Genomic DNA, 19,246 nt, shown 5'->3' on the forward strand with positions numbered 1-19,246 from the left:
GCGTTTCAGGAGGACGGCAGGCCGTTCGTCCCGGGGAGTAGCGTCAGTAGTCTACCTGGGTCGGGCCACCGCTATCGCCGCGATCGTTACGATCCGGCGTCGCGCTCTGGATACCGCTATCGACCGGTTTAGTCGGCGGCGGTGCCGTTTTATCCGCCGGTGGGAAATAGAGCGGCCCCTTCAGACCACAGCCGGTGAGGCTGAAGATCGCCAGCAGAACGGCAAGCGTAGGAAAAACGTTTTTCATTGATAGTTGCCCGTGAGTCATTCTTTCTGCTTTCTATCATCGCAGGAGAAGACGTAAAAGCAAGCGTTTAGCATCCGACTGCGCGCGCTTTTGTTTCGCGCTATACTGCCGCCATCTTCAAAAAAGCAGGGTAGAACCATGAATGACAGTGAATTCCATCGCCTGGCCGACAGCCTGTGGATGACTATCGAAGAGCGCCTGGACGAGTGGGACGGCGATAGCGATATCGATTGTGAAATTAACGGCGGCGTGCTGACCATTAGCTTTGAAAACGGCAGCAAAATCATTATTAACCGTCAGGAACCGCTGCATCAGGTCTGGCTGGCGACCAAGCAGGGCGGCTACCATTTTGACCTCAAAGGCGACGAGTGGATCTGCGATCGCAGCGGCGAAACCTTCTGGGATCTGCTGGAGCAGGCGGCAACGCATCAGGCAGGCGAAGCGGTGAGCTTCCGTTAAAGCGGGCTAGCTGGCTAGCTGACTACGCTCATCGGTATCCCCGGTACGCTGCGCGCAGCCGGGGAATACTTCGCGATATCAGGACGCGATATCAGGAGTAGTGCTGCTGGAGCATCGGCGACGCCGCGGCATCCTGATTGACCGGTGCCGTCACGGCACCGATGGCCTGGCTACGGAAGGGAATGACCTGCGGCCGGCCGTCAACGTCAACGATCTGATAGAACTGCGGCAGGTTGAAGTTGATAAAGCTGGAGCCGTAGGTGAACCGGTCGTGCGAGGAGGAGTAGAAGCGGCTAACGTCGCGTACCAGCTCCTCTTTACTGCCTTCACAGTGATGGTAAACCTCGGCGCGGTTGCTCTCGTCGAGAATATAGATATTAAACCCGCTGTCGTTATCCGCCTCTTCAAAGAAGAACTGAATAATCCCTTCGCTGGCAAAGCCATCCACCACCTGCGGCAGCCTGACGTGGTTGGTTTCTACCTGAACCGACAGACCGTGCAGCTTGTTGTGCGAGATAGCGCCATAGAATTCAATGGCATTTTCCAGCTTCTGCACCGAGACGTTAAGACGTTCGAAGAACAGGCCCCACGTCTGCCCTGAGACGCGCAGCGCCTTGAAGCGGCCGGTGTCCTGACGGGTACTGGAGAGGCGTAGCTCAACGCACTCGGAGACCAGCTGCTGCACGCGAGTGCGGATGAGCCCGCGCAGATGCTGGCTGTAGCAGAACACTTCTACGCTATCCGGCGGCGCCGCGTCCTGGTGCATTTTGCCCAGAATGGTCTTCAGCGCTTCGATCATCGCCTGCTCGCCGTTGAAGTGCAGGGTTCGCACTTCGTTCCACGAGTTGCGATACAGCAGATCCACGCTGCCTATCAGGCACTTCTGCTCTTCGCCAAAGCTAAATACGTCCAGCTTGCGGAAGTCAAAATGCACCACCTGATTGCGGAACGCGGCGGTCGGATCGTATTCAAGGTTAACGATAATCGCCAGATGGCGGATTTCGCAGGGGCTATACAGCGCTTTCGGCGTAGGCGAAGGCAGACGCAGCGGGAAGTGGTGAGAAACATCGGCCACCATCTCCTGCAGCTTCGCCAGGTCGACAATGCCGTTGCCCTTAATAAACAAGCGGGTGCGTGACGTCAGCAGGCCGTTAAACCACGCCCATGCCACCAGCTTGTTCAGATAGCGGTTATATTCCAGCGGCTGATGGCTAACGATCGATTCCATATCCGGCGCGCGGTTATAGACATACCATCCGGTGCGGTTAGCGCGGCCCGGCGGCACGTGGATAAAGGTCAGATTCGGTTCGGAGAGATCCGGCGATATCTGCGGGTTCACCAGGGTCACTTTCCCCGGCAGCGCTTCAAACGCCGCGTACAGCTTGCGGGTCAGCACGCCAATATCCTGCGGGCTGGCGGAAACGCTGAGGTTGTTGCGACGCGCAAACCGAATCAGGTTGCGGTAGCTCTGCATCATCGCATCAAGCAGTTCGTTGTGCGCTTTGCGTACTTCGTCGATCTTCCAGTTGGCCCGGTTGTCCAGCATCGCCAGACGCTTTTCATCCCAGCCCCACTCTTTCACCAGGTGGCTCACCACCTCGCGACGCCAGCCCACGCAGGCGCGCTCGCGGCTCAGCTTTTCGCACACTTTCAGGTAGAAACAGCGGCGTACCAGGTCGAGGCGCGTCTCGTCCTCGATGGCCTGCAGGTAGATCGTGACGCGTTCCAGCATCATGCAGTAGGGATCGAGACCGAAGGAAACGATCTCGCCGTCGTGCAGGCGCTGTTTAATATCTTTCGCCAGCAGGCGGTTATTGGGGTATTCCCAGGAATAGGCTTCCAGCAGCAGCGTTTTCAGCACCGCTTTATAAGGCGAATCAATGCTTTTATACAGCTGCCACAGGCTGGCGCCGAAGTACTCTTCCGCCGACAGCGAGCTCAGGCCGCCGAGATCCATCCATTCGTTCGGCGTCAGCACGCCCTGCGCGTAGAGGCTCATGACGTAATCGTCATAGTGCTCTTCTTCGTCGCACGGCACCATGTTCCACAGAATACGCTTGCCGGCAAGGCGCACGGCGGTGCGGTAAAATTCGTCCAGCAGCAGGATATGCTGCGTAGAGCCGCAGTCTTCGCCGCCCAGGCTGCCGCTTTCGTTATGGCGGAAGCGGTTTTCATCGATCAGGAAGAAGCTGACTTCCACGCCAAGCGACGCCGCCCAGCTCTCCAGCAGGCTGCATTTACGCTGCAGCAGCTGGCGCTCGTCGGTATCGAGCCAGGCCTGGTGGCAAACCCAGATATCAAGGTCGGAAGAGCAGCTTTGGCCGACGGATGAGGTGCTGCCCATGGAGTAAACGCCGGTAATCGGCAGCTCGCCTTTCGGCGGCTCCTGCGTCAGCATTCCGCGGTTTAGCTCAAGCTCGTCAAGGTAGTGGCGTTGGGTTTCATCAGGCGTGTAAAGGCAAATGCCTCGGGGAACGTTACCGTCAAGGTAACCCGGCATCAACGGGTGATGATAATGTAGTAATGTCGGCAGTAGACTGTAAACCTGCTGAAAAGCGGGTCCCATGGCAGCAAGCGCGCGATCTACGCGCAGTTGGTTGATGGCATCCAGTCTCTGTTTCAGTGTCTCAATATAGAGGTACAAGACATATCGCCTGATGTTCAAAAACCCGACGTACCATAGCCAGTACCGGGTTTCAGTATTTCAACAAAAACCGTCACCATTCGTCGTCGGTGTGGTTGTGATGAACTGCTGACGGACAAATGGTTTAAAACGTGATCAATCTAACACCTTGCTGATTGACCGTAAAGAAAGATGCGCTACATACAAGTGTAGCACCGTTTACTGCGTGTAAATTCCTCTCTACGGTTCGGCAACCGGTATGCGCATAAAAGGCCAATAAAGAGATGGCCGAGGCCCTGACCCACAAAACTAACATCCATAAGACAACAATGTTAGGATGGTTTGTGGTCGACAATGACGGTAACAAGCATGTTAGACAAAGTTTTGAAAATTGCCACAAGGCAAAGCCCACTTGCGCTATGGCAGGCGCATTATGTGAAAGAGCGCCTTGAGTCCTGCCATCCGCAGCTCAAGGTTGAACTGGTGCCAATGGTCACTCGCGGCGACGTGCTCCTTGATACACCCCTCGCAAAAGTGGGTGGCAAGGGCCTGTTTGTCAAAGAGTTAGAGCTTGCCATTATGGAAGGGCGCGCCGATATCGCCGTCCATTCTATGAAGGATGTTCCCGTCGAGTTTCCCGAGGGCCTCGGGCTGGTAACGATTTGTGAGCGAGAAGATCCGCGCGACGCTTTTGTCTCAAATCACTATGCCTCTATTGACGCGCTGCCTCAGGGCAGCATCGTTGGCACATCAAGTTTACGCCGCCAGTGTCAGCTGGCCGCACGGCGCCCGGATCTGCAGATTCGTTCCCTGCGCGGTAACGTCGGTACCCGTTTGGGCAAACTGGATAGCGGTGAGTATGACGCGATTATTCTCGCCGCGGCGGGGCTGCTACGCCTCGGGCTCGAAGCGCGTATTCGCCAGCCGTTAAGCCCAGAACAATCTCTCCCCGCCGTCGGGCAGGGCGCAGTCGGCATTGAGTGCCGCCTTGACGACGAGTGGACGCAGGCGCTGCTGGCGCCGCTGAACCATACGCCAACGGCGATACGGGTTCGCGCCGAGCGGGCGATGAACACCCGCCTTGAGGGCGGCTGTCAGGTGCCGATCGGCAGCTACGCCGAGCTTATTGACGGCGAGCTGTGGCTACGCGCGCTAGTCGGCGCGCCGGACGGTTCACAGCTGGTTCACGGCGAACGCCGCGGGCGCCCTGAAGACGCCGAGCGCCTTGGCGTCTCTCTGGCGGAAGAGCTGCTGGATAACGGTGCCCGGGAGATCCTGACCGCCGTTTATGCCGGAGAAGCACCACGATGAGTATCCTGGTCACCCGTCCGCTGCCGCAGGGCGAAGAGCTGGTCAGCCGCCTGCGCGGGCTGGGACGCGTGGCCTGGAGCTTTCCACTGATTGAATTTACGCCCGGCCGCGAGCTGCACACGCTCGGCGACCGGCTGGCGGCCCTCTCCGCGGGCGATCTATTGTTCGCCCTCTCGCAGCACGCCGTGGAGTTTGCCCACGCTCGCCTGCAGCAGCAGGGCCTGCGCTGGCCGCTGGCTCCCGGCTATTTTGCCATTGGCCGCACCACGGCGCTGACCCTGCATAAGGTCAGCAGCCAGAATATTCGCTACCCATTAGATCGGGAAATCAGCGAAGTCTTGCTACAATTACCTGAATTACAAAACATTGCTGGTAAGAAGGCCCTCCTGCTTCGCGGCAACGGCGGCCGGGAATTACTCGGCGAAACGCTCCGCGAGCGCGGCGCTGATGTCACTTTTTGTGAGTGCTATCAACGTTGTGCAAAGCATTATGATGGTGCAGAAGAAGCAATGCGCTGGCAGTCTCGCGGCGTCTCCACGCTGGTCGTCACCAGCGGTGAGATGCTGCAACAGCTTTGGACGCTGATCCCGCAATGGTATCGAGAACGGTGGCTCCTCCGCTGTCGCATTTTAGTTGTCAGCGAGCGCCTGGCCCAGCAGGCACGGGAATTGGGCTGGCAGGATATCCAGGTTGCCGAAAGCGCCGACAACGATACGCTGCTACGCGCATTACAATAACTCTCAACATTGGAAGCCATAATGACGGAACAACAAAATCAATCCGCCGTGGTTGAAGAGACCAGGGAGGCCGTGGAAAAGACGCCACAGCCAGAGAAAACCGGGAAGGAAAAGGGCGGGAATAAAACCAGTCTTGTTTTGAGCGCGGTCGCTATCGCTATTGCCCTCGCCGCCGGCGTGGGTCTGTACAGCGTGCACAAGCAGCAGCTATCCCGACAGAACGCGGCCAGCTCAGCATTAGCCGCGCAGATTGCGGCCCTGCAGAAATCGCAGGAAGGCCAAAAAACCGAACTCGAAGGCATCATCAGGCAGCAGGCTGACCAGCTGACCGCAGCCAAAAGTCAGCAGGATGTGCTGGCGAAGCAGCTGGAAGAAGTGCAGCAGAAAGTGGCCGTTATCTCCGGGAGCGACGCTAAAACCTGGCTGCTGGCGCAGGCTGATTTCCTGGTGAAAGTTGCCGGACGCAAGCTGTGGAGCGATCAGGACGTCACCACCGCCGCCGCGCTGCTCAAAAGCGCCGATGCCAGCCTCGCCGACATGAATGACCCCAGCCTGATTGGCGCCCGCCGCGCCATCACCGACGATATCGCCTCGCTCTCGGCGGTAAGCCAGGTCGACTACGACGGCATCATTCTCAAAGTGAATCAGCTCGCTAATCAGATAGACAACCTGCGTCTGGCGGATAATAACGACGACGACTCCCCGATGGATTCCGACAGCGAAGAGCTGTCCAGCTCAATCGGCGAGTGGCGCATTAACCTGCAGAAGAGCTGGCAGAGCTTTATGGACAGCTTTATCACCATCCGCCGCCGCGATGAAACGGCAGTGCCGCTGCTGGCGCCAAACCAGGACGTCTACCTGCGCGAGAATATTCGCTCCCGCCTGCTGGTCGCCGCGCAGGCGGTTCCGCGCCACCAGGAAGAGACGTACAAGCAGGCTCTGGAAAACGTATCGACCTGGGTTCGCGCCTATTACGATACTGACGATGCCACCACCAAAGCCTTCCTTGAGGAAGTCGATAAGCTGAGCCAGCAGAGCATCACCATGAGCGTACCGGAAAATCTGCAGAGTCAGGCCATACTCGAGAAGCTGATGCAGACGCGAGTGCGTAGCCTGATGGCACAACCCGCCGTCGCGCAGAGCGGTGCTCCGGCTCCCGCCCCGGCACCAGCCCCTGCGCCACAAGGAGAGTAACGCATGTTGAAAATTCTCTTACTCTTCGCACTGCTGATCGCCGGGATCGTTATCGGTCCGATCATCTCCGGCCATCAGGGCTACGTGCTGATCCAAACCGATAACTACAACATTGAAACCAGCGTCACCGGTCTGGCGATCGTACTGATCCTCACAATGGTGGTGCTGTTTGCCATCGAATGGCTGCTGCGGCGTATTTTTCGCACCAGCGCCCATACTCGCGGCTGGTTCGTAGGACGTAAACGCCGCCGCGCGCGCAAGCAAACCGAGCAGGCGCTGCTAAAACTGGCGGAAGGCGACTATCAGCAGGTTGAAAAGCTGATGGCCAAAAATGCCGATCATGCCGAGCAGCCGGTGGTTAACTATCTTCTGGCGGCGGAAGCGGCCCAGCAGCGCGGCGATGAAGCCCGCGCCAATCAGCATCTTGAGCGCGCAACGGAGCTCGCCGGGGACGATCTGATCCCGGTAGAGATTGCCCGCGTGCGCCTGCAGCTGGCGCGCAATGAAAATCATGCGGCGCGCCACGGTATTGATAAGCTGCTGGAAATCACTCCCCGCCATCCTGAAGTCCTGCGTCTCGCGGAGCAGGCCTACACCCGCACCGGCGCCTGGCACTCGCTGCTGGACATCATCCCGTCGATGGCCAAAGCCAACGTCAGCGATGAAGAGCATCGCGCCGCGCTGGAGCAGCAGGCGTGGATTGGTTTAATGGATAAGACGCTGGCCGATCGGGGCAGCGAAGGCCTGCGCGAATGGTGGAAAAACCAAAGCCGCAAAACGCGTGGCCAGGTCGCGCTGCAGGTGGCGATGGCCAATCTGCTCATCGAGAGCGATGACCACGATACCGCGCAGCAGATTATTATCGACGGTCTGAAAAAGCAGTATGACGATCGCCTGGTGATGCTTATCCCGCGCCTGAAGACCAACAATCCGGAACAGCTGGAAAAAGTGCTGCGCCAGCAGATCAAAGCCGTCGGCGATCGTCCGCTGCTGTGGAGTACGCTGGGGCAATCGCTGATGCGTCATGGCGAATGGCAGGAAGCCAGCATCGCGTTCCGCGCCGCCCTGAAGCAGCGCCCGGATGCGTTTGACTACGCCTGGCTGGCCGATACGCTCGACCGGCTGCACCAGCCGGAAGAGGCCGCCACTCTGCGCCGCGATGGCCTGCTGCTAACCCTGCAGAACAATACGCCGCAGTAGCCGTCCCTGCCGCTGTCGCCTCATCAGGGGCGACAGCGCTCTTCTCTCTGCGCGCCGCCTTCTCCGTTTATCCCCTGCCCTTTTCTTACCAGCCCCTGAAAGAAAAAAACGCCCGCACTGATAATCAGGGCGGGCGTTAAAACAGGTCTGTTTGACAACAAATTGGGTGCTTCACTCAACGTCGTGTCCATGGTGTTTGATGAGACCAGATAATGGCGACATCTGTCAGTGGACGATAAGCACCGTAAACGGCTCTGCGTCATTCCTGAGTTTATGAGGCCCTAAGGCGAACATAAGAGATGGAATGAGCATCTACCCGTTTATTATCGCACAGGTTCTGTGGAGATGACATCTCCCCTGAGGGTGAATTGGGAGTTTTCTGGACAAATAATAGTGGTAGAAGCAGGGAGGTTTTATTTTCTAAATCAGGGAGATACGAGGATTTTTTGCGATATCAGAAAACAAAAAACCCCGCCGAAGCGGGGTTCAAAATTGGTCGGCGAGAGAGGATTCGAACCTCCGACCCACTGGTCCCAAACCAGTTGCGCTACCAAGCTGCGCTACTCGCCGATATACTGCTTTTTGAATTTTTAGTTCAATTCTTTAAAGTCGTGGTGCGAGGGGGGGGACTCGAACCCCCACATCCTAAGGACACTAACACCTGAAGCTAGCGCGTCTACCAATTCCGCCACCTTCGCAATTCACAACTCTATCAAATAATGGGGTGGCTAATGGGATTCGAACCCACGACAACTGGAATCACAATCCAGGGCTCTACCAACTGAGCTATAGCCACCACTACAAATCTTTTCACGCGGCACTGTCTTAAACAGTCCACCGCAGCTCAAGCACCGGGTTAAATGGTGCGCCCGACAGGATTCGAACCTGAGACCTCTGCCTCCGGAGGGCAGCGCTCTATCCAGCTGAGCTACGGGCGCTTAGCGCCGTTGCGGGGTCGGATATTACGGACTTCCCCCCCCGCTGTCTAGTGCCTTTTTAAATAAAATTTCCGTTTGCTCACACTTTATGCGCTTTGCTGCTTATTCAGCCGCTTTATCGACATTTCCATGCCGCCCGAGGCCAAAAACCTTATAAATAAGGGTAACCAGGGCCAGAAAAAGAATTCCGACAAACAGCGACATCCGGGTATCTTCGTTAAAACCCATGCCGATCAGCACGCAAACCAGAAACGCCATCGTAATATAGTTCGCCCATGGGAAGAGCAGCGAGCGGAACGGGTGGCTGGCCATCGCCTCCTGATGCGCACAGCGAAAACGCAGCTGGCTAATCAGGATCACAAACCACGGCACCATACCCGGCAGCACGCTCGCGCTGTAGACGTAGACGAACACCCGCTGCGGGTTGGGAATAATATAGTTCAGGCAGGAGCCCACCAGCAGGATCAGGATCGACAGCGCGACGCCGACCGCCGGTACGCCGTTGCGGGAGACCTTGCCGACTGCCGCCGGCAGCTGGCGGTTTTTTGCCAGCGCGTAGAGCATGCGGCCACAGCTGTACATTCCGCTATTGCAGCCGGAAAGCGCGGCCGTCAGAACCACAAAGTTGATAATGCCCGCCGCGGCGGTGATGCCAATCTTCGCGAAGGTCAGTACGAACGGGCTGCCGCCGGAGCCAATCTGATTCCACGGGAAGATAGTCACAATGACGAAAATCGCGCCTACGTAAAAAATAAGGATACGCCACAGAACTTTGCCGACCGCGCTGCGCAGGGTCACCTGCGGATTCTTCGCTTCTCCGGCGGTAATACCGATAAGCTCAACGCCCTGGTAGGAGGCAACGACAATACAGAGCGCGGTCAGGAAGCCCTTCCAGCCGCCGGCAAAGAAGCCGCCGTGTTCGGTCAGGTTGCCAAAGCCGATGGAGTGCCCGCCGTTACCAAAGCCAAAGAAAATAACCCCCAGCCCGACCACAATCATCACGATGATGGTCGTGACCTTAATCATCGCAAACCAGAACTCAATCTCACCGTACAGGCGCACCGCCGCCAGGTTCGCCAACGCCACCAGCCCAACGGCAATCAGGGCCGGTATCCACTGCACCATGTCGGGGAACCAGAACTGGACGTAAACCCCGATGGCCGTAATCTCCGATATCCCTACCGCCATCCACATAAACCAGTAGGACCAGGCGGTCAGATAGCCGAAGAACGGGCTCATATAGCGGTGTGCGTAAACGGCGAACGAGCCGGTTACCGGTTCGAGGAACAGCATCTCCCCCATCGAACGCATGATAAAGAAGACAAATAAGCCCGCAATAATATACGCCAGCAGGACCGACGGGCCGGCCCACTTCAGCGTACTCGCCGATCCCATAAACAAACCGACGCCAATCGTACCGCCAAGGGCGATTAGCTCAATGTGCCTGGCCTCCAGCCCGCGCTGAAGTTCCGCTTTTTTCTCAGTCATATACCCTCTTGTGTTTGCCCTGCTCCGGGTTTTACTCGTTCCCCGCCGAACGGCCTCGCTATTGGCAGCACGCACCCGTCCCTCCGTCATCATGATGGATGTCGGAAAGTCAGCTGATAAGCCGCCCTGATGCCCTTCTGAAGGTCCCGCGCATATACCGGTTATTTTTATAAATGTGTGAAAGGAAATAGCCCTGCCTGCACGCCGGCAAAGAGTGCCGGCGCGCATTAAGCATGCGAATGGTTAATTAATTTTGCCGAAATGGCAAATAAAGTATCAGCCAGGTGAATGCATTACACAGAATATGTGTGAAAACTCGCCAGTTTGCAGTGGAATATTAGAGCTGGCCGGTATAATACCAACGTAAATATCGCAGCAGCCTGATCTGTCTTTTAATCCGGCTGGGCTGTGATATCAAACGATAGAACCACTCCAGCCCCATGTTCTGCCAGAACCTGGGGGCCCGGTGAACGTGGCCAGTAAATACGTCGTAGGTGCCGCCCACGCCCATATAGAGCGCCTGCGGATAGACCAGCCGACAGTCGCGCATCAGGATCTCCTGGCGCGGTGAACCCATCGCCACGGTGACAATCCTGGCCCCGCTGTCGCGGACGCGCTCAAACAGCGCCTGACGGTGGTCGGCGGAGAAATAGCCGTCCTGGCTGCCGACGATGTTAACGTTCCAGCGCTGGCGCAGCTGCGTACAGGTCTGGGCCAGCACCTCCGGCTTGCCGCCGATCAGAAAGACCGGCGTGCCCTGGGCTCCGGCGCGCGCCATCAGGGCCTCCCACAGGTCGGCCCCCGCCACGCGCGATACCTGGGCCTGAGGATATTTTTTACGTAATGAACGCACCACGCTAATACCGTCGGCATATTTAAATTCGGCCGCTTCAATCAGCGCCCGAACCTCAGGATCGTCCTCGACTGCCAGCATCTTTTCGGCGTTGATAGCCACCAGCGTACCCTGACGAATTGCGCCGTCAGCATAGAGAAAATCCAGTGCGTGCTGCATGTCGCGCCACCCGATGAGCTGTAAACCTCTCAGCAGATACAACGGCGCGGAAGTACTCTCAGACATGTTAATCCTTATCAGACCTGAGGTTGCGAAAGCGGTTTGGTCCGCTTATGAATCAGTCCTACGCTATCCAGGAACCAGTACAGCAACTTCGCCGCCAGCAGGCAGATACCAAAGATCACGAGGAAAAACACCACGCGAGAGCCGAAAGAGTCCAGCCCTTCGCGTGCCAGCACGATCATATTGAAGATAGCGCCAAAACAGAAACTATGCAGAATGGCCGCCTTGTAGCGGTTGCTCTCCCGGTTGCCAAGCTCATACAGCCAGTCAAACCACTTAATAATCAGCCCGACCACGACCGCCCCCAGCGGAACAAACCACACCCCGCCCATCACCACCAGCGAACCAATCAGCGTTGGGGAGATGGCCAGCCCGGAGTGATTATTCAGCACTTCCCAGGTGAAGTAGTTGGCGGTATTGAGGACCATCGACGGTCGGCCGTGCCACATCCAGCTGGGGATAAAGACGTAGAAATCCCTGATCATCGGCGCCAGCCCCTGGAACGCTATCTTATCGTAGTTCTGCAGCAGCAGCGCCAGGTTCTCCCACGGCGAGAAGGTATCGCGGGTCAGGTACAGGAAGGTATAAAACGCCTCATCGCCGCTGACGTTCATCCCGTAGCGCTTCAGGGCCAGCCAGAACATACCGACAATACCCAGCACGCCGGCCGCAGCCAGCATCCACAGGCTTATCCAGCCGCGAATAATGCCGATAAACAGGAAGATGGCGAAGGCGATAATGATGTTCGCCCGCGTGCCGCCGACGATAGCGTAGGTCAGCAGGCCAAAGGCGGTGGTGCTGATAAGAAAGAAAATCCACGCCTTATAGTCCTGGCGCAGGAAGTAGACCACCAGCATCGCCGGAATAAAGAAATAGAAAAAGCGCTTCAGCGCCACGCCGGACACTTCGCTGGAGAAGATCTGGCTATAGGAGTTGAGCCTGAACAGCAGGAATCCGTTGTGGGCAAAGAAAATGCCGACGCACAGCAGCGCAACGGCCAGCAGAATCATCCATGCCAGATGGGTCTCCACGCGGTTCATGGTGAACAGCGGGCGGCGCTGGCTATCGTGAGCGTGCGAACGCAGCCGCGTTTTGTAGGTGACGTAATACACCGCGTAAAAGCACACCGACACCAGCAGGGTTTCCAGCAGCACTTCCGGCGGCGCAACGCTGACGTCAAAGCGGAAGACCAGAATGCTGGTCAGCGGGAAGCCGAAGAAGAAAGTCAGCAGAAACAGCAGCGAAAAGAAGACGTTGAAGTTAAAGCGCACCCGGCGAAACTCAAAATACGTGGCGGTGGCAATAAACAGCGACGACAGCAGCCAGACCACCAGCAACCCGCTAAATTGCATTAATGTCATGCGCTCACCCCCGAGGCAATCTGCAATGCCCGCTGCCAGCCCGTCAGGTAGTTTGGCCGGAAGAAAGCAATCTGGTTCTTATCAACGTTCGCCAGCTGACGTTGGGCCTCGCGTACCACGGCAACATCCAGGGTATCGCCGGTAAACAGTACCGGAATATTCTGCTCCGTCATATCCTGCCAGAACGGATTCTCCCGATTCAGTACGCAGGGAATACCCGCCTGAATCAGCAGGCACAGCGTACCGATCCCCTGCTGGCGGGCAAAGAGGAAATAGCCCAGATCGCAGCGGCGCAGCAGCGCCAGGTAATCGTTGAATTCCAGCCTGTCGCTGAGCACCTGTAAATTCCCGGCGCTAAACAACGCCGCGCCCGCCGCGCGCACTTCGTTAATATATTCCGCATTATTGGCCGGATAGCCCATCGGGACGATCACGTTTACCGTATCGCCAAACTGCTGATGAATAGCGCGCAGCGCCGCAATATGTTCATTGCTGCGATCGCCGGAGTTGCCCACCAGAATGGTCAGCGCGTCGGTGCGCGGGGCGCTATCCGCCAGCGTATTCAGCGCCGGATCCATCCGGGTCGGGAAATAGAGCAGCTCTCCCGCAACCTTAGGGTGGCGGCGGGCAAACCAGCTCAGGTCGCCGCGGGTGGCGAAAACGCGCCCCACGCGCCCCTGCGCCATACGGCGCAGGGGATAGAAAAGCCGGAACTTCAGGCTGGACGAATTCTCATACAGATCGGCGCCCCAGATATGCCAGTTGAACTGGGAAGGGCGAATTCCGCCACCGAGCAGCGCCAGCCACAGGCCGGTATTGAACTGACCGTGGAAGAAAAAGCGCTGGCGCCGATCCGCTTTCGCCACGGAGATGACCGCCTGCGCCAGCGATTTCTTTCCGGGATAGCAGGTGATGGATAGCGCCGGATACGCCTCGCGGACGCCCGCTGCGTCACCGACCACCATAAACGTGCGCGCCCGCTCGTCGCCGGCGGCCAGCTCGTCATTAAAGAACCGCAGAACGGTCTGGTTGTGGTGCGGAATATCCGATCCCAGTACGTGTATCAGTGCTGTCATGCCCGTTTACGCCAAAGTAAAAACACGCCGCTACAAAGGGCGAAATAAACAATATACGTAGCCATATACGCCTGCGCTGCGCCAACTGCGCCGTGCGCCGGGATAAGCCAGTGTGAGAAGGCGGTCAACAGCGTGAACTGGCTGATTTCCGTCAGAATATAAAAACGCAGTGACGCTTTGGCGATCACCAGGTAGCCATAGACATAGGCCCCGACCTTAAGGACGTCCCCCACCAGCTGCCAGGCAAACAGGTCACGCATCGCCGTGAAGCGTTCGGAAAACAGCAGCCAGATGGCAAAGTCGCGCAGTAGCCAGACGGTCAGGCTTGCCGCCGCCACCGCCGGCAGGACAAATTTTAGCGATTTGCCGATCTCGCGGGTAATATCCGCTTTGGCGGTTAGCCGGGAGAGCGTAGGCAGCAAATAGACGCTGAACGACGCGGTGATGAACTGCAGATAGGCGTCGGAAATACTGCTCACCCCCTGCCAGATCCCCACCGCCTCCCAGCCGTAATGCTCCGCCAGCAGGTTACGCATCATCACGTAAGCGACCGGCAGCGTTACCGAGGTAATCAGCGCCATCAGGGTAAATTTGGACAGCTGCCCGGCGAAGCCGTTATCCCAGCGCGGGCGCAGCGCGCTAAGCGGGATACTCCCCCGCCGCCACAACACGATAGCCGCCGGAACCACCACCAGCGCAGGAACCAGCGCCAGCCCTAGCAGCGCGCCCTGATAGCCGCCGAAATGGTAACAGGCATAGTATGCCACCACGCCAATCAGGCTACCGGCAATCAGCGATACCGCGTTCCCCGCCGCATCGCGGAAGCCTTTTATCAGCGCCAGCAGGAAGTTAGCCCAGGCAATGCCCATCTGCACCAGCGCTACCAGCCGCACCAGCCCCTGGTACTGCGTATGACCAAACAGCCCCTGGCTAATCGGCGCCGCGGCGAGTAAAAAGATAATCGCCAACAGCGTCGAGAAGCCCAGCACCATCGAAGAGGAGGTACCGACCACCTTATCCAACTGCTGGCGATCGTCATAATGCTGCGCAACCAGCTTGGTTACGCCGTTGAAAATACCGGCCCCGGCGAGGACGCCAAGCACGGTGACCAGCTGGCGAAAGTTACCGGCCTGGCCTACGCCTGCCGGCCCGAAGGAGACGGCCAGCAGCTTAACCACCAGCAGTCCGACGCCGATTTTGACCAGGGTAGACGCCGCGGTCCACAGCGAAGCTTTTGCCAACGACATATCAGGAGAAATAGCTCAGCAGCGAGTTAATCACCGTCCGCTGGTTAACCGCCGACAGATTGTAGAACAGGGGCAGGCGCAGCAGGCGCTCGCTCTCCTGAGTGGTAAAGCGGTCTTCCCCGCGGAACTCGCCGAAGTTCTCCCCTGCCGGGCAGCTGTGCAGCGGGATATAGTGGAAGACGGCGAGAATTTCGGCCTCTTTCAGCCACGCGATCAGCCTGCTGCGGTCGTCGATATCCCGCAGCTTGATATAGAACATATGCGCGTTGTGCCCGCAGTCGGCAGGGACAATCGGCAGCTCGATGCGCCCGGCGCGCGCCAGCGGCAGCAGCGCGTCGTAATAGCTCTGCCACAGCGTCAGGCGCTGCTGGTTAATTTTCTCCGCCGCTTCCAGCTGCGCCCACAGATAGGCGGCCTGCAGGTCTGACATCAGATAGCTGGAGCCGATATCGCGCCAGGTGTACTTATCCACCAGACCGCGGAAGAACTGGCTGCGGTTGGTGCCTTTCTCGCGAATGATTTCCGCGCGCTCGACCAGCTGGCGATCGTTGATCAGCGTCGCCCCGCCTTCGCCGCCGGCGGTATAGTTTTTGGTTTCATGGAAGCTAAAGCAGCCGATGTGCCCGATAGTGCCCAGCGCGCGCCCTTTGTAAGTCGACATGACGCCCTGCGCGGCATCCTCCACCACGAACAGGTTATGCCTGCTGGCAATGGCCATGATGGTGTCCATCTCGCAGGCAACGCCGGCATAGTGAACCGGCACAATCGCCCGGGTCTTCTCAGTGATGGCGGCTTCGATCAGCGTTTCGTCGATATTCAGGGTATCGCGGCGGATATCGACAAAGACAATTTTGGCTCCGCGCAGCACAAAGGCGTTGGCGGTAGAGACGAAGGTATAGCTCGGCATAATGACTTCGTCGCCCGGCTGGATATCCAGCAGCAGCGCCGCCATCTCCAGCGAAGCGGTACAGGACGGGGTCAGCAGCGCTTTTACCGTGCCAAAGCGCTGCTCCATCCACTGCTGGCAGCGGCGGGTAAATCCGCCGTCGCCGCACAGCTTGCCGCTGCCCATCGCAGACTGCATATAATCAAGCTCGGTTCCCACCACCGGCGGCGCGTTAAATGGAATCATCATGTCACCTGTATAACCAGTACGCGGTGTTTTCCACATTCGCACCGCTGAGAATATAACGTTTAAGCGCGGCGGTATTACCCATCTGGGTCGCCACCCGCAGTGTAGAGAGCCCGCGCGATCCGGCCCAGCTTCGCGCCGCCTGCATCAGCTCAGCGCCGGCGCCGCGACCGGCCAGCAGGCCGATCCGGGCGTCCGTAGCGTTGAGCTGACGCAGGGAGACAAAAGCGCGGATATCGCCGTCGGAGGTGCGAAAAATCAGGCACTGGTTATCAAAAGTCCCCAGCACCGCATTTTCAATCCATTGGGCGTAGAAACGGCCGCTGGCATCAGCGGCATACCACGGCGCGCGAAAGCGGCTGAGGGCAAACGCCTGCGCCGCCAGCTCCCGCAGGCGCGGGATGTCCGCGGCGGTAGCCATTTCGCACCCGAGGTCCTCGGCCGTCCCGGCCGGCAGCGCCAGATCGACTTCCCCTTCAACTAGCTGGAAACCCAGCTGCTGTAAGGCATCCAGCCGTTCGGTATCGTCCGCCGCAATCTTCGCCTGCAGCCGCGACCAGCCGGTCAGCGCCTGGTTCGTCAGCGGCGGGGCGTCGTGGCGAAAGCGCACGATCGCGCTGTTAACGCCAAAGAAGCGATTTTCCCACTCCAGGGGTTCAATACTGGCGCGGACGGACACGGACGAGATCCAGTAAGTATTGGCCATAGCCGGAGCCAGGGATCGGGCCCTGGCTCATACCGGTGACCAGAATCGTTCTCACCGCCATACCCCTTTGGTATCGACGATAAATGCCTGGGTTACGCTGTCGCCGCCTACCGCTTTAAACTCATGGTGATCGACCAGCATCACCAGCACATCGGCATTTGCCAGAGCATCGCTCAGCGATGCCAGGGTGCACAGACCGTCGAGCTTCTTCGGCAGCTGGTGGATATTGGGTTCAACAACCAGCGTTTCGCCGCTGTGCCAGGCCGCAATTTGCATGGCGATAGCCATCGCCGGGCTTTCGCGCAGATCGTCGATATTCGGCTTGAAGGCCAGGCCAAAGCAGGCGATTTTCAGCTCGCTGGCGCGTCGGTTGCTGGCGGCAAGACACTCGGCCACCCGCGCCTTCACCTGCTCGATAACCCATTCAGGCTTATGGTCGTTGACCTCACGCGCGGTGCGGATCAGCCGCGCCTGCTGCGGATTTTGCGCCACGATAAACCACGGATCGACCGCGATACAGTGGCCGCCAACGCCCGGCCCCGGCTGCAGAATATTGACGCGCGGATGGCGGTTCGCCAGGCGAATCAGCTCCCAGACGTTAATGTCCTGCTCGGCGCAGATCAGCGACAGTTCGTTAGCAAAGGCGATATTGACGTCGCGGAAGCTGTTTTCGGTCAGCTTGCACATCTCTGCGGTGCGGGAGTTGGTCACCACACACTCGCCTTCGAGGAAAATTTTATACAGCTCGCTGGCGCGGGCAGAACAGACCGGGGACATACCGCCAATCACGCGGTCGTTTTTAATCAGCTCAACCATCACCTGACCTGGCAGCACGCGCTCCGGGCAGTAGGCGATATTGACGTCCGCCGCTTCGCCTGCCTGCTGCGGGAAGCTCAGATCGGGGCGCAGCTCGGCCAGCCAGCCCGCCATCAGCTCCGTCGCCCCGACGGGGGAGGTGGACTCAAGGATAACCAGAGCCCCCTTCTTCAGCACCGGCGCTATTGATTTTGCCGCCGACTCGACGAAGACCATATCCGGCTCGTGCAGATCCTTAAACGGCGTCGGGACGGCAATCAGATAGGCGTCCGCTTCCACCGGGACGGTAGTGGCGCTTAAATAGCCCTGCTCGACCGCGGTCTTAACCACGCTGGCCAAATCCGGTTCCACGATATGAATCTCGCCGCGGTTAATGGTCTCCACCGCGTGCTGATTAACATCAACGCCCACCACCCGCTTTTGCCGGGAGGCGAACGCGGCAGCGGTTGGCAAACCGATATACCCAAGGCCAATCACTGAAATGGTAGAAAAACTCATAGCGTTACCTGATTATTTTTAAGTGCGGTCACAATGCGGCTACATGCCTGCCCATCGCCGTAAGGGTTGTGCGCCCGGCTCATCGCCTGGTATGCGGCATCGTTGTTCAGCAGATTCGTGACTTCCGCGACGATGCGCTGGCTATCGGTACCGACCAGCGTAACGGTGCCTGCGGCTACCGCTTCCGGCCGTTCCGTCATCTCGCGCATCACCAGAACCGGTTTGCCCAGCGAAGGGGCTTCCTCCTGAATACCGCCGGAGTCGGTGAGGATTAGCCATGCGCGATCCATCAGCCAGACAAATGGCAGGTAATCCTGCGGTTCGATCAAAATCACGTTATCAATATGACCAAGAATGCGGTTTACCGGCTCGCTGACGTTTGGGTTCAGGTGCACCGGATAGACAATTTGTACATCGGGATGGCTGGCCGCAATTTCCGCCAGCGCGTGGCAGATCTGCTCAAACCCGCGGCCGAAGCTTTCGCGACGGTGGCCGGTGACCAGGATCATCTTCTTTCCGTTAGCCAGGAACGGATAGCGCTGCGTCAGCTCTATGCGCAGCGCCTCATCGCCCAGCACGCGATCGCGAACCCAGAACAGCGCATCGATAACCGTATTGCCGGTGACCGTGATATGGCTATCGGCAACGTTCTCCCGCAGCAGGTTCTGCCGCGAGGTCTCCGTCGGCGCAAAATGCCAGGTTGCCAGCCGCCCGGTTAACGTCCGGTTACCCTCTTCCGGCCACGGCGAACTGAGATCGCCGGTGCGCAGTCCCGCCTCAACGTGCCCCACCGGGATTCGCTGATAGAAAGCGGCAAGGCTCGCCGCCATCGTGGTGGTGGTATCGCCATGCACCAGCACAACGTCAGGCTTAAACGACTCCAGAACCGGCTTCAGCCCTTCAAGGATGCGGCAGGTAATCTCCGTCAGGCCCTGACCCGGCTGCATGATATTCAGGTCGTAATCCGGAACAATAGAAAACAGCTTCAGCACCTGATCGAGCATCTCCCGATGCTGCGCGGTTACGCACACTTTTGCCTCAAAATGAGGGTCCCTGGCCAGCGCATGAACCAGCGGTGCCATTTTGATGGCTTCGGGTCTTGTGCCAAATACAGTTAGTACTTTCACATCGATTCTCT

General features: G+C 58.3%; 16 protein-coding genes and 4 tRNA genes. 5 read left to right on the forward strand and 15 right to left on the reverse strand.

Annotation, left to right across the window (positions count from 1 at the left end; genetic code table 11):
• Nucleotides 1-43: 43 nt before the first annotated feature.
• Entirely contained in the window at nt 44-247 is a 204-nt protein-coding gene (gene lptM, locus HCK03_RS25290) for an LPS translocon maturation chaperone LptM (RefSeq protein ID WP_041143491.1), read from the reverse strand.
• Nucleotides 248-385: 138 nt separating this feature from the next.
• Between lptM and cyaY the strand changes: the two genes are divergently transcribed.
• Nucleotides 386-706, forward strand: coding sequence for an iron donor protein CyaY (gene cyaY, locus HCK03_RS25295; protein WP_041143490.1), 321 nt, complete (start codon nt 386-388; stop codon nt 704-706).
• Nucleotides 707-797: 91 nt separating this feature from the next.
• On the opposite strand, the gene cyaA is transcribed toward cyaY, so the two are convergent.
• Nucleotides 798-3,350, reverse strand: coding sequence for a class I adenylate cyclase (cyaA, locus tag HCK03_RS25300; protein WP_041143489.1), 2,553 nt, complete (start codon nt 3,348-3,350; stop codon nt 798-800).
• 348 nt (nt 3,351-3,698) lie between these two features.
• On the opposite strand from cyaA, the gene hemC reads away from it, so the two are divergent.
• From hemC to hemY, 4 genes are read left to right on the forward strand one after another with little or no spacing between them, the layout of a single operon-like run.
• Nucleotides 3,699-4,640, forward strand: a complete 942-nt coding sequence (gene hemC, locus HCK03_RS25305) for a hydroxymethylbilane synthase (RefSeq protein WP_045853608.1) — start codon at nt 3,699-3,701, stop codon at nt 4,638-4,640.
• Nucleotides 4,637-5,377, forward strand: a complete 741-nt coding sequence (hemD, locus tag HCK03_RS25310; RefSeq protein WP_115193816.1) for a uroporphyrinogen-III synthase — start codon at nt 4,637-4,639, stop codon at nt 5,375-5,377. Before hemC ends, hemD begins: the two co-directional genes overlap by 4 nt.
• Before the next feature lie 21 nt (nt 5,378-5,398).
• Nucleotides 5,399-6,571, forward strand: coding sequence for a uroporphyrinogen-III C-methyltransferase (gene hemX / locus HCK03_RS25315; RefSeq protein ID WP_167692350.1), 1,173 nt, complete (start codon nt 5,399-5,401; stop codon nt 6,569-6,571).
• Between the two features lie 3 nt (nt 6,572-6,574).
• Nucleotides 6,575-7,771 carry a protoheme IX biogenesis protein HemY gene (hemY, locus tag HCK03_RS25320; protein ID WP_041143485.1) on the forward strand — a complete coding sequence of 399 codons (1,197 nt, stop codon included), beginning with the start codon at nt 6,575-6,577 and terminating at the stop codon, nt 7,769-7,771.
• A 493-nt stretch (nt 7,772-8,264) separates the two neighbouring features.
• Here hemY and HCK03_RS25325 read toward each other — a convergent pair.
• From HCK03_RS25325 to wecB, 13 genes are all read right to left on the reverse strand, one after another.
• Nucleotides 8,265-8,341: transfer RNA gene (locus HCK03_RS25325), tRNA-Pro, on the reverse strand.
• Nucleotides 8,342-8,383: 42 nt separating this feature from the next.
• Nucleotides 8,384-8,469 (reverse strand) — tRNA-Leu (locus tag HCK03_RS25330).
• Between the two features lie 22 nt (nt 8,470-8,491).
• A tRNA-His gene (locus tag HCK03_RS25335) sits at nt 8,492-8,567 on the reverse strand.
• A 65-nt stretch (nt 8,568-8,632) separates the two neighbouring features.
• Nucleotides 8,633-8,709 (reverse strand) — tRNA-Arg (locus HCK03_RS25340).
• A gap of 102 nt (nt 8,710-8,811) precedes the next feature.
• The gene (thrP, locus tag HCK03_RS25345; protein ID WP_167692351.1) at nt 8,812-10,197 is read right to left on the reverse strand and encodes a bifunctional threonine/serine APC transporter ThrP; all 1,386 of its coding nucleotides are present in this window, start codon (nt 10,195-10,197) and stop codon (nt 8,812-8,814) included.
• Nucleotides 10,198-10,534: 337 nt separating this feature from the next.
• Nucleotides 10,535-11,275 carry a lipopolysaccharide N-acetylmannosaminouronosyltransferase gene (gene wecG / locus HCK03_RS25350; protein ID WP_041143483.1) on the reverse strand — a complete coding sequence of 247 codons (741 nt, stop codon included), beginning with the start codon at nt 11,273-11,275 and terminating at the stop codon, nt 10,535-10,537.
• Nucleotides 11,276-11,286: 11 nt separating this feature from the next.
• Nucleotides 11,287-12,633 carry an ECA oligosaccharide polymerase gene (wzyE, locus tag HCK03_RS25355; RefSeq protein WP_123550838.1) on the reverse strand — a complete coding sequence of 449 codons (1,347 nt, stop codon included), beginning with the start codon at nt 12,631-12,633 and terminating at the stop codon, nt 11,287-11,289.
• Complete coding sequence (locus HCK03_RS25360) at nt 12,630-13,709, reverse strand: TDP-N-acetylfucosamine:lipid II N-acetylfucosaminyltransferase (protein WP_167692352.1); 1,080 nt, start codon at nt 13,707-13,709, stop codon at nt 12,630-12,632. The genes wzyE and HCK03_RS25360 overlap by 4 nt, the downstream gene beginning before the upstream one ends.
• Nucleotides 13,706-14,956, reverse strand: a complete 1,251-nt coding sequence (gene wzxE, locus HCK03_RS25365) for a lipid III flippase WzxE (protein ID WP_041143480.1) — start codon at nt 14,954-14,956, stop codon at nt 13,706-13,708. The genes HCK03_RS25360 and wzxE overlap by 4 nt, the downstream gene beginning before the upstream one ends.
• Nucleotide 14,957: 1 nt before the next feature.
• Nucleotides 14,958-16,088, reverse strand: a complete 1,131-nt coding sequence (rffA, locus tag HCK03_RS25370) for a dTDP-4-amino-4,6-dideoxygalactose transaminase (protein WP_115194034.1) — start codon at nt 16,086-16,088, stop codon at nt 14,958-14,960.
• 4 nt (nt 16,089-16,092) lie between these two features.
• On the reverse strand, nt 16,093-16,767 hold the full coding sequence (rffC, locus tag HCK03_RS25375; RefSeq protein WP_123550835.1) for a dTDP-4-amino-4,6-dideoxy-D-galactose acyltransferase: 675 nt from the start codon (nt 16,765-16,767) through the stop codon (nt 16,093-16,095).
• Between the two features lie 78 nt (nt 16,768-16,845).
• Nucleotides 16,846-18,108 carry a UDP-N-acetyl-D-mannosamine dehydrogenase gene (wecC, locus tag HCK03_RS25380; protein WP_041143479.1) on the reverse strand — a complete coding sequence of 421 codons (1,263 nt, stop codon included), beginning with the start codon at nt 18,106-18,108 and terminating at the stop codon, nt 16,846-16,848.
• Nucleotides 18,105-19,235, reverse strand: coding sequence for a non-hydrolyzing UDP-N-acetylglucosamine 2-epimerase (gene wecB, locus HCK03_RS25385; protein ID WP_041143478.1), 1,131 nt, complete (start codon nt 19,233-19,235; stop codon nt 18,105-18,107). The genes wecC and wecB overlap by 4 nt, the downstream gene beginning before the upstream one ends.
• Nucleotides 19,236-19,246: the final 11 nt, after the last annotated feature.

It is taken from the genome of Klebsiella terrigena (assembly GCF_012029655.1).
In the GTDB taxonomy this organism is placed as follows: Bacteria; Pseudomonadota; Gammaproteobacteria; order Enterobacterales; family Enterobacteriaceae; genus Klebsiella; species Klebsiella terrigena.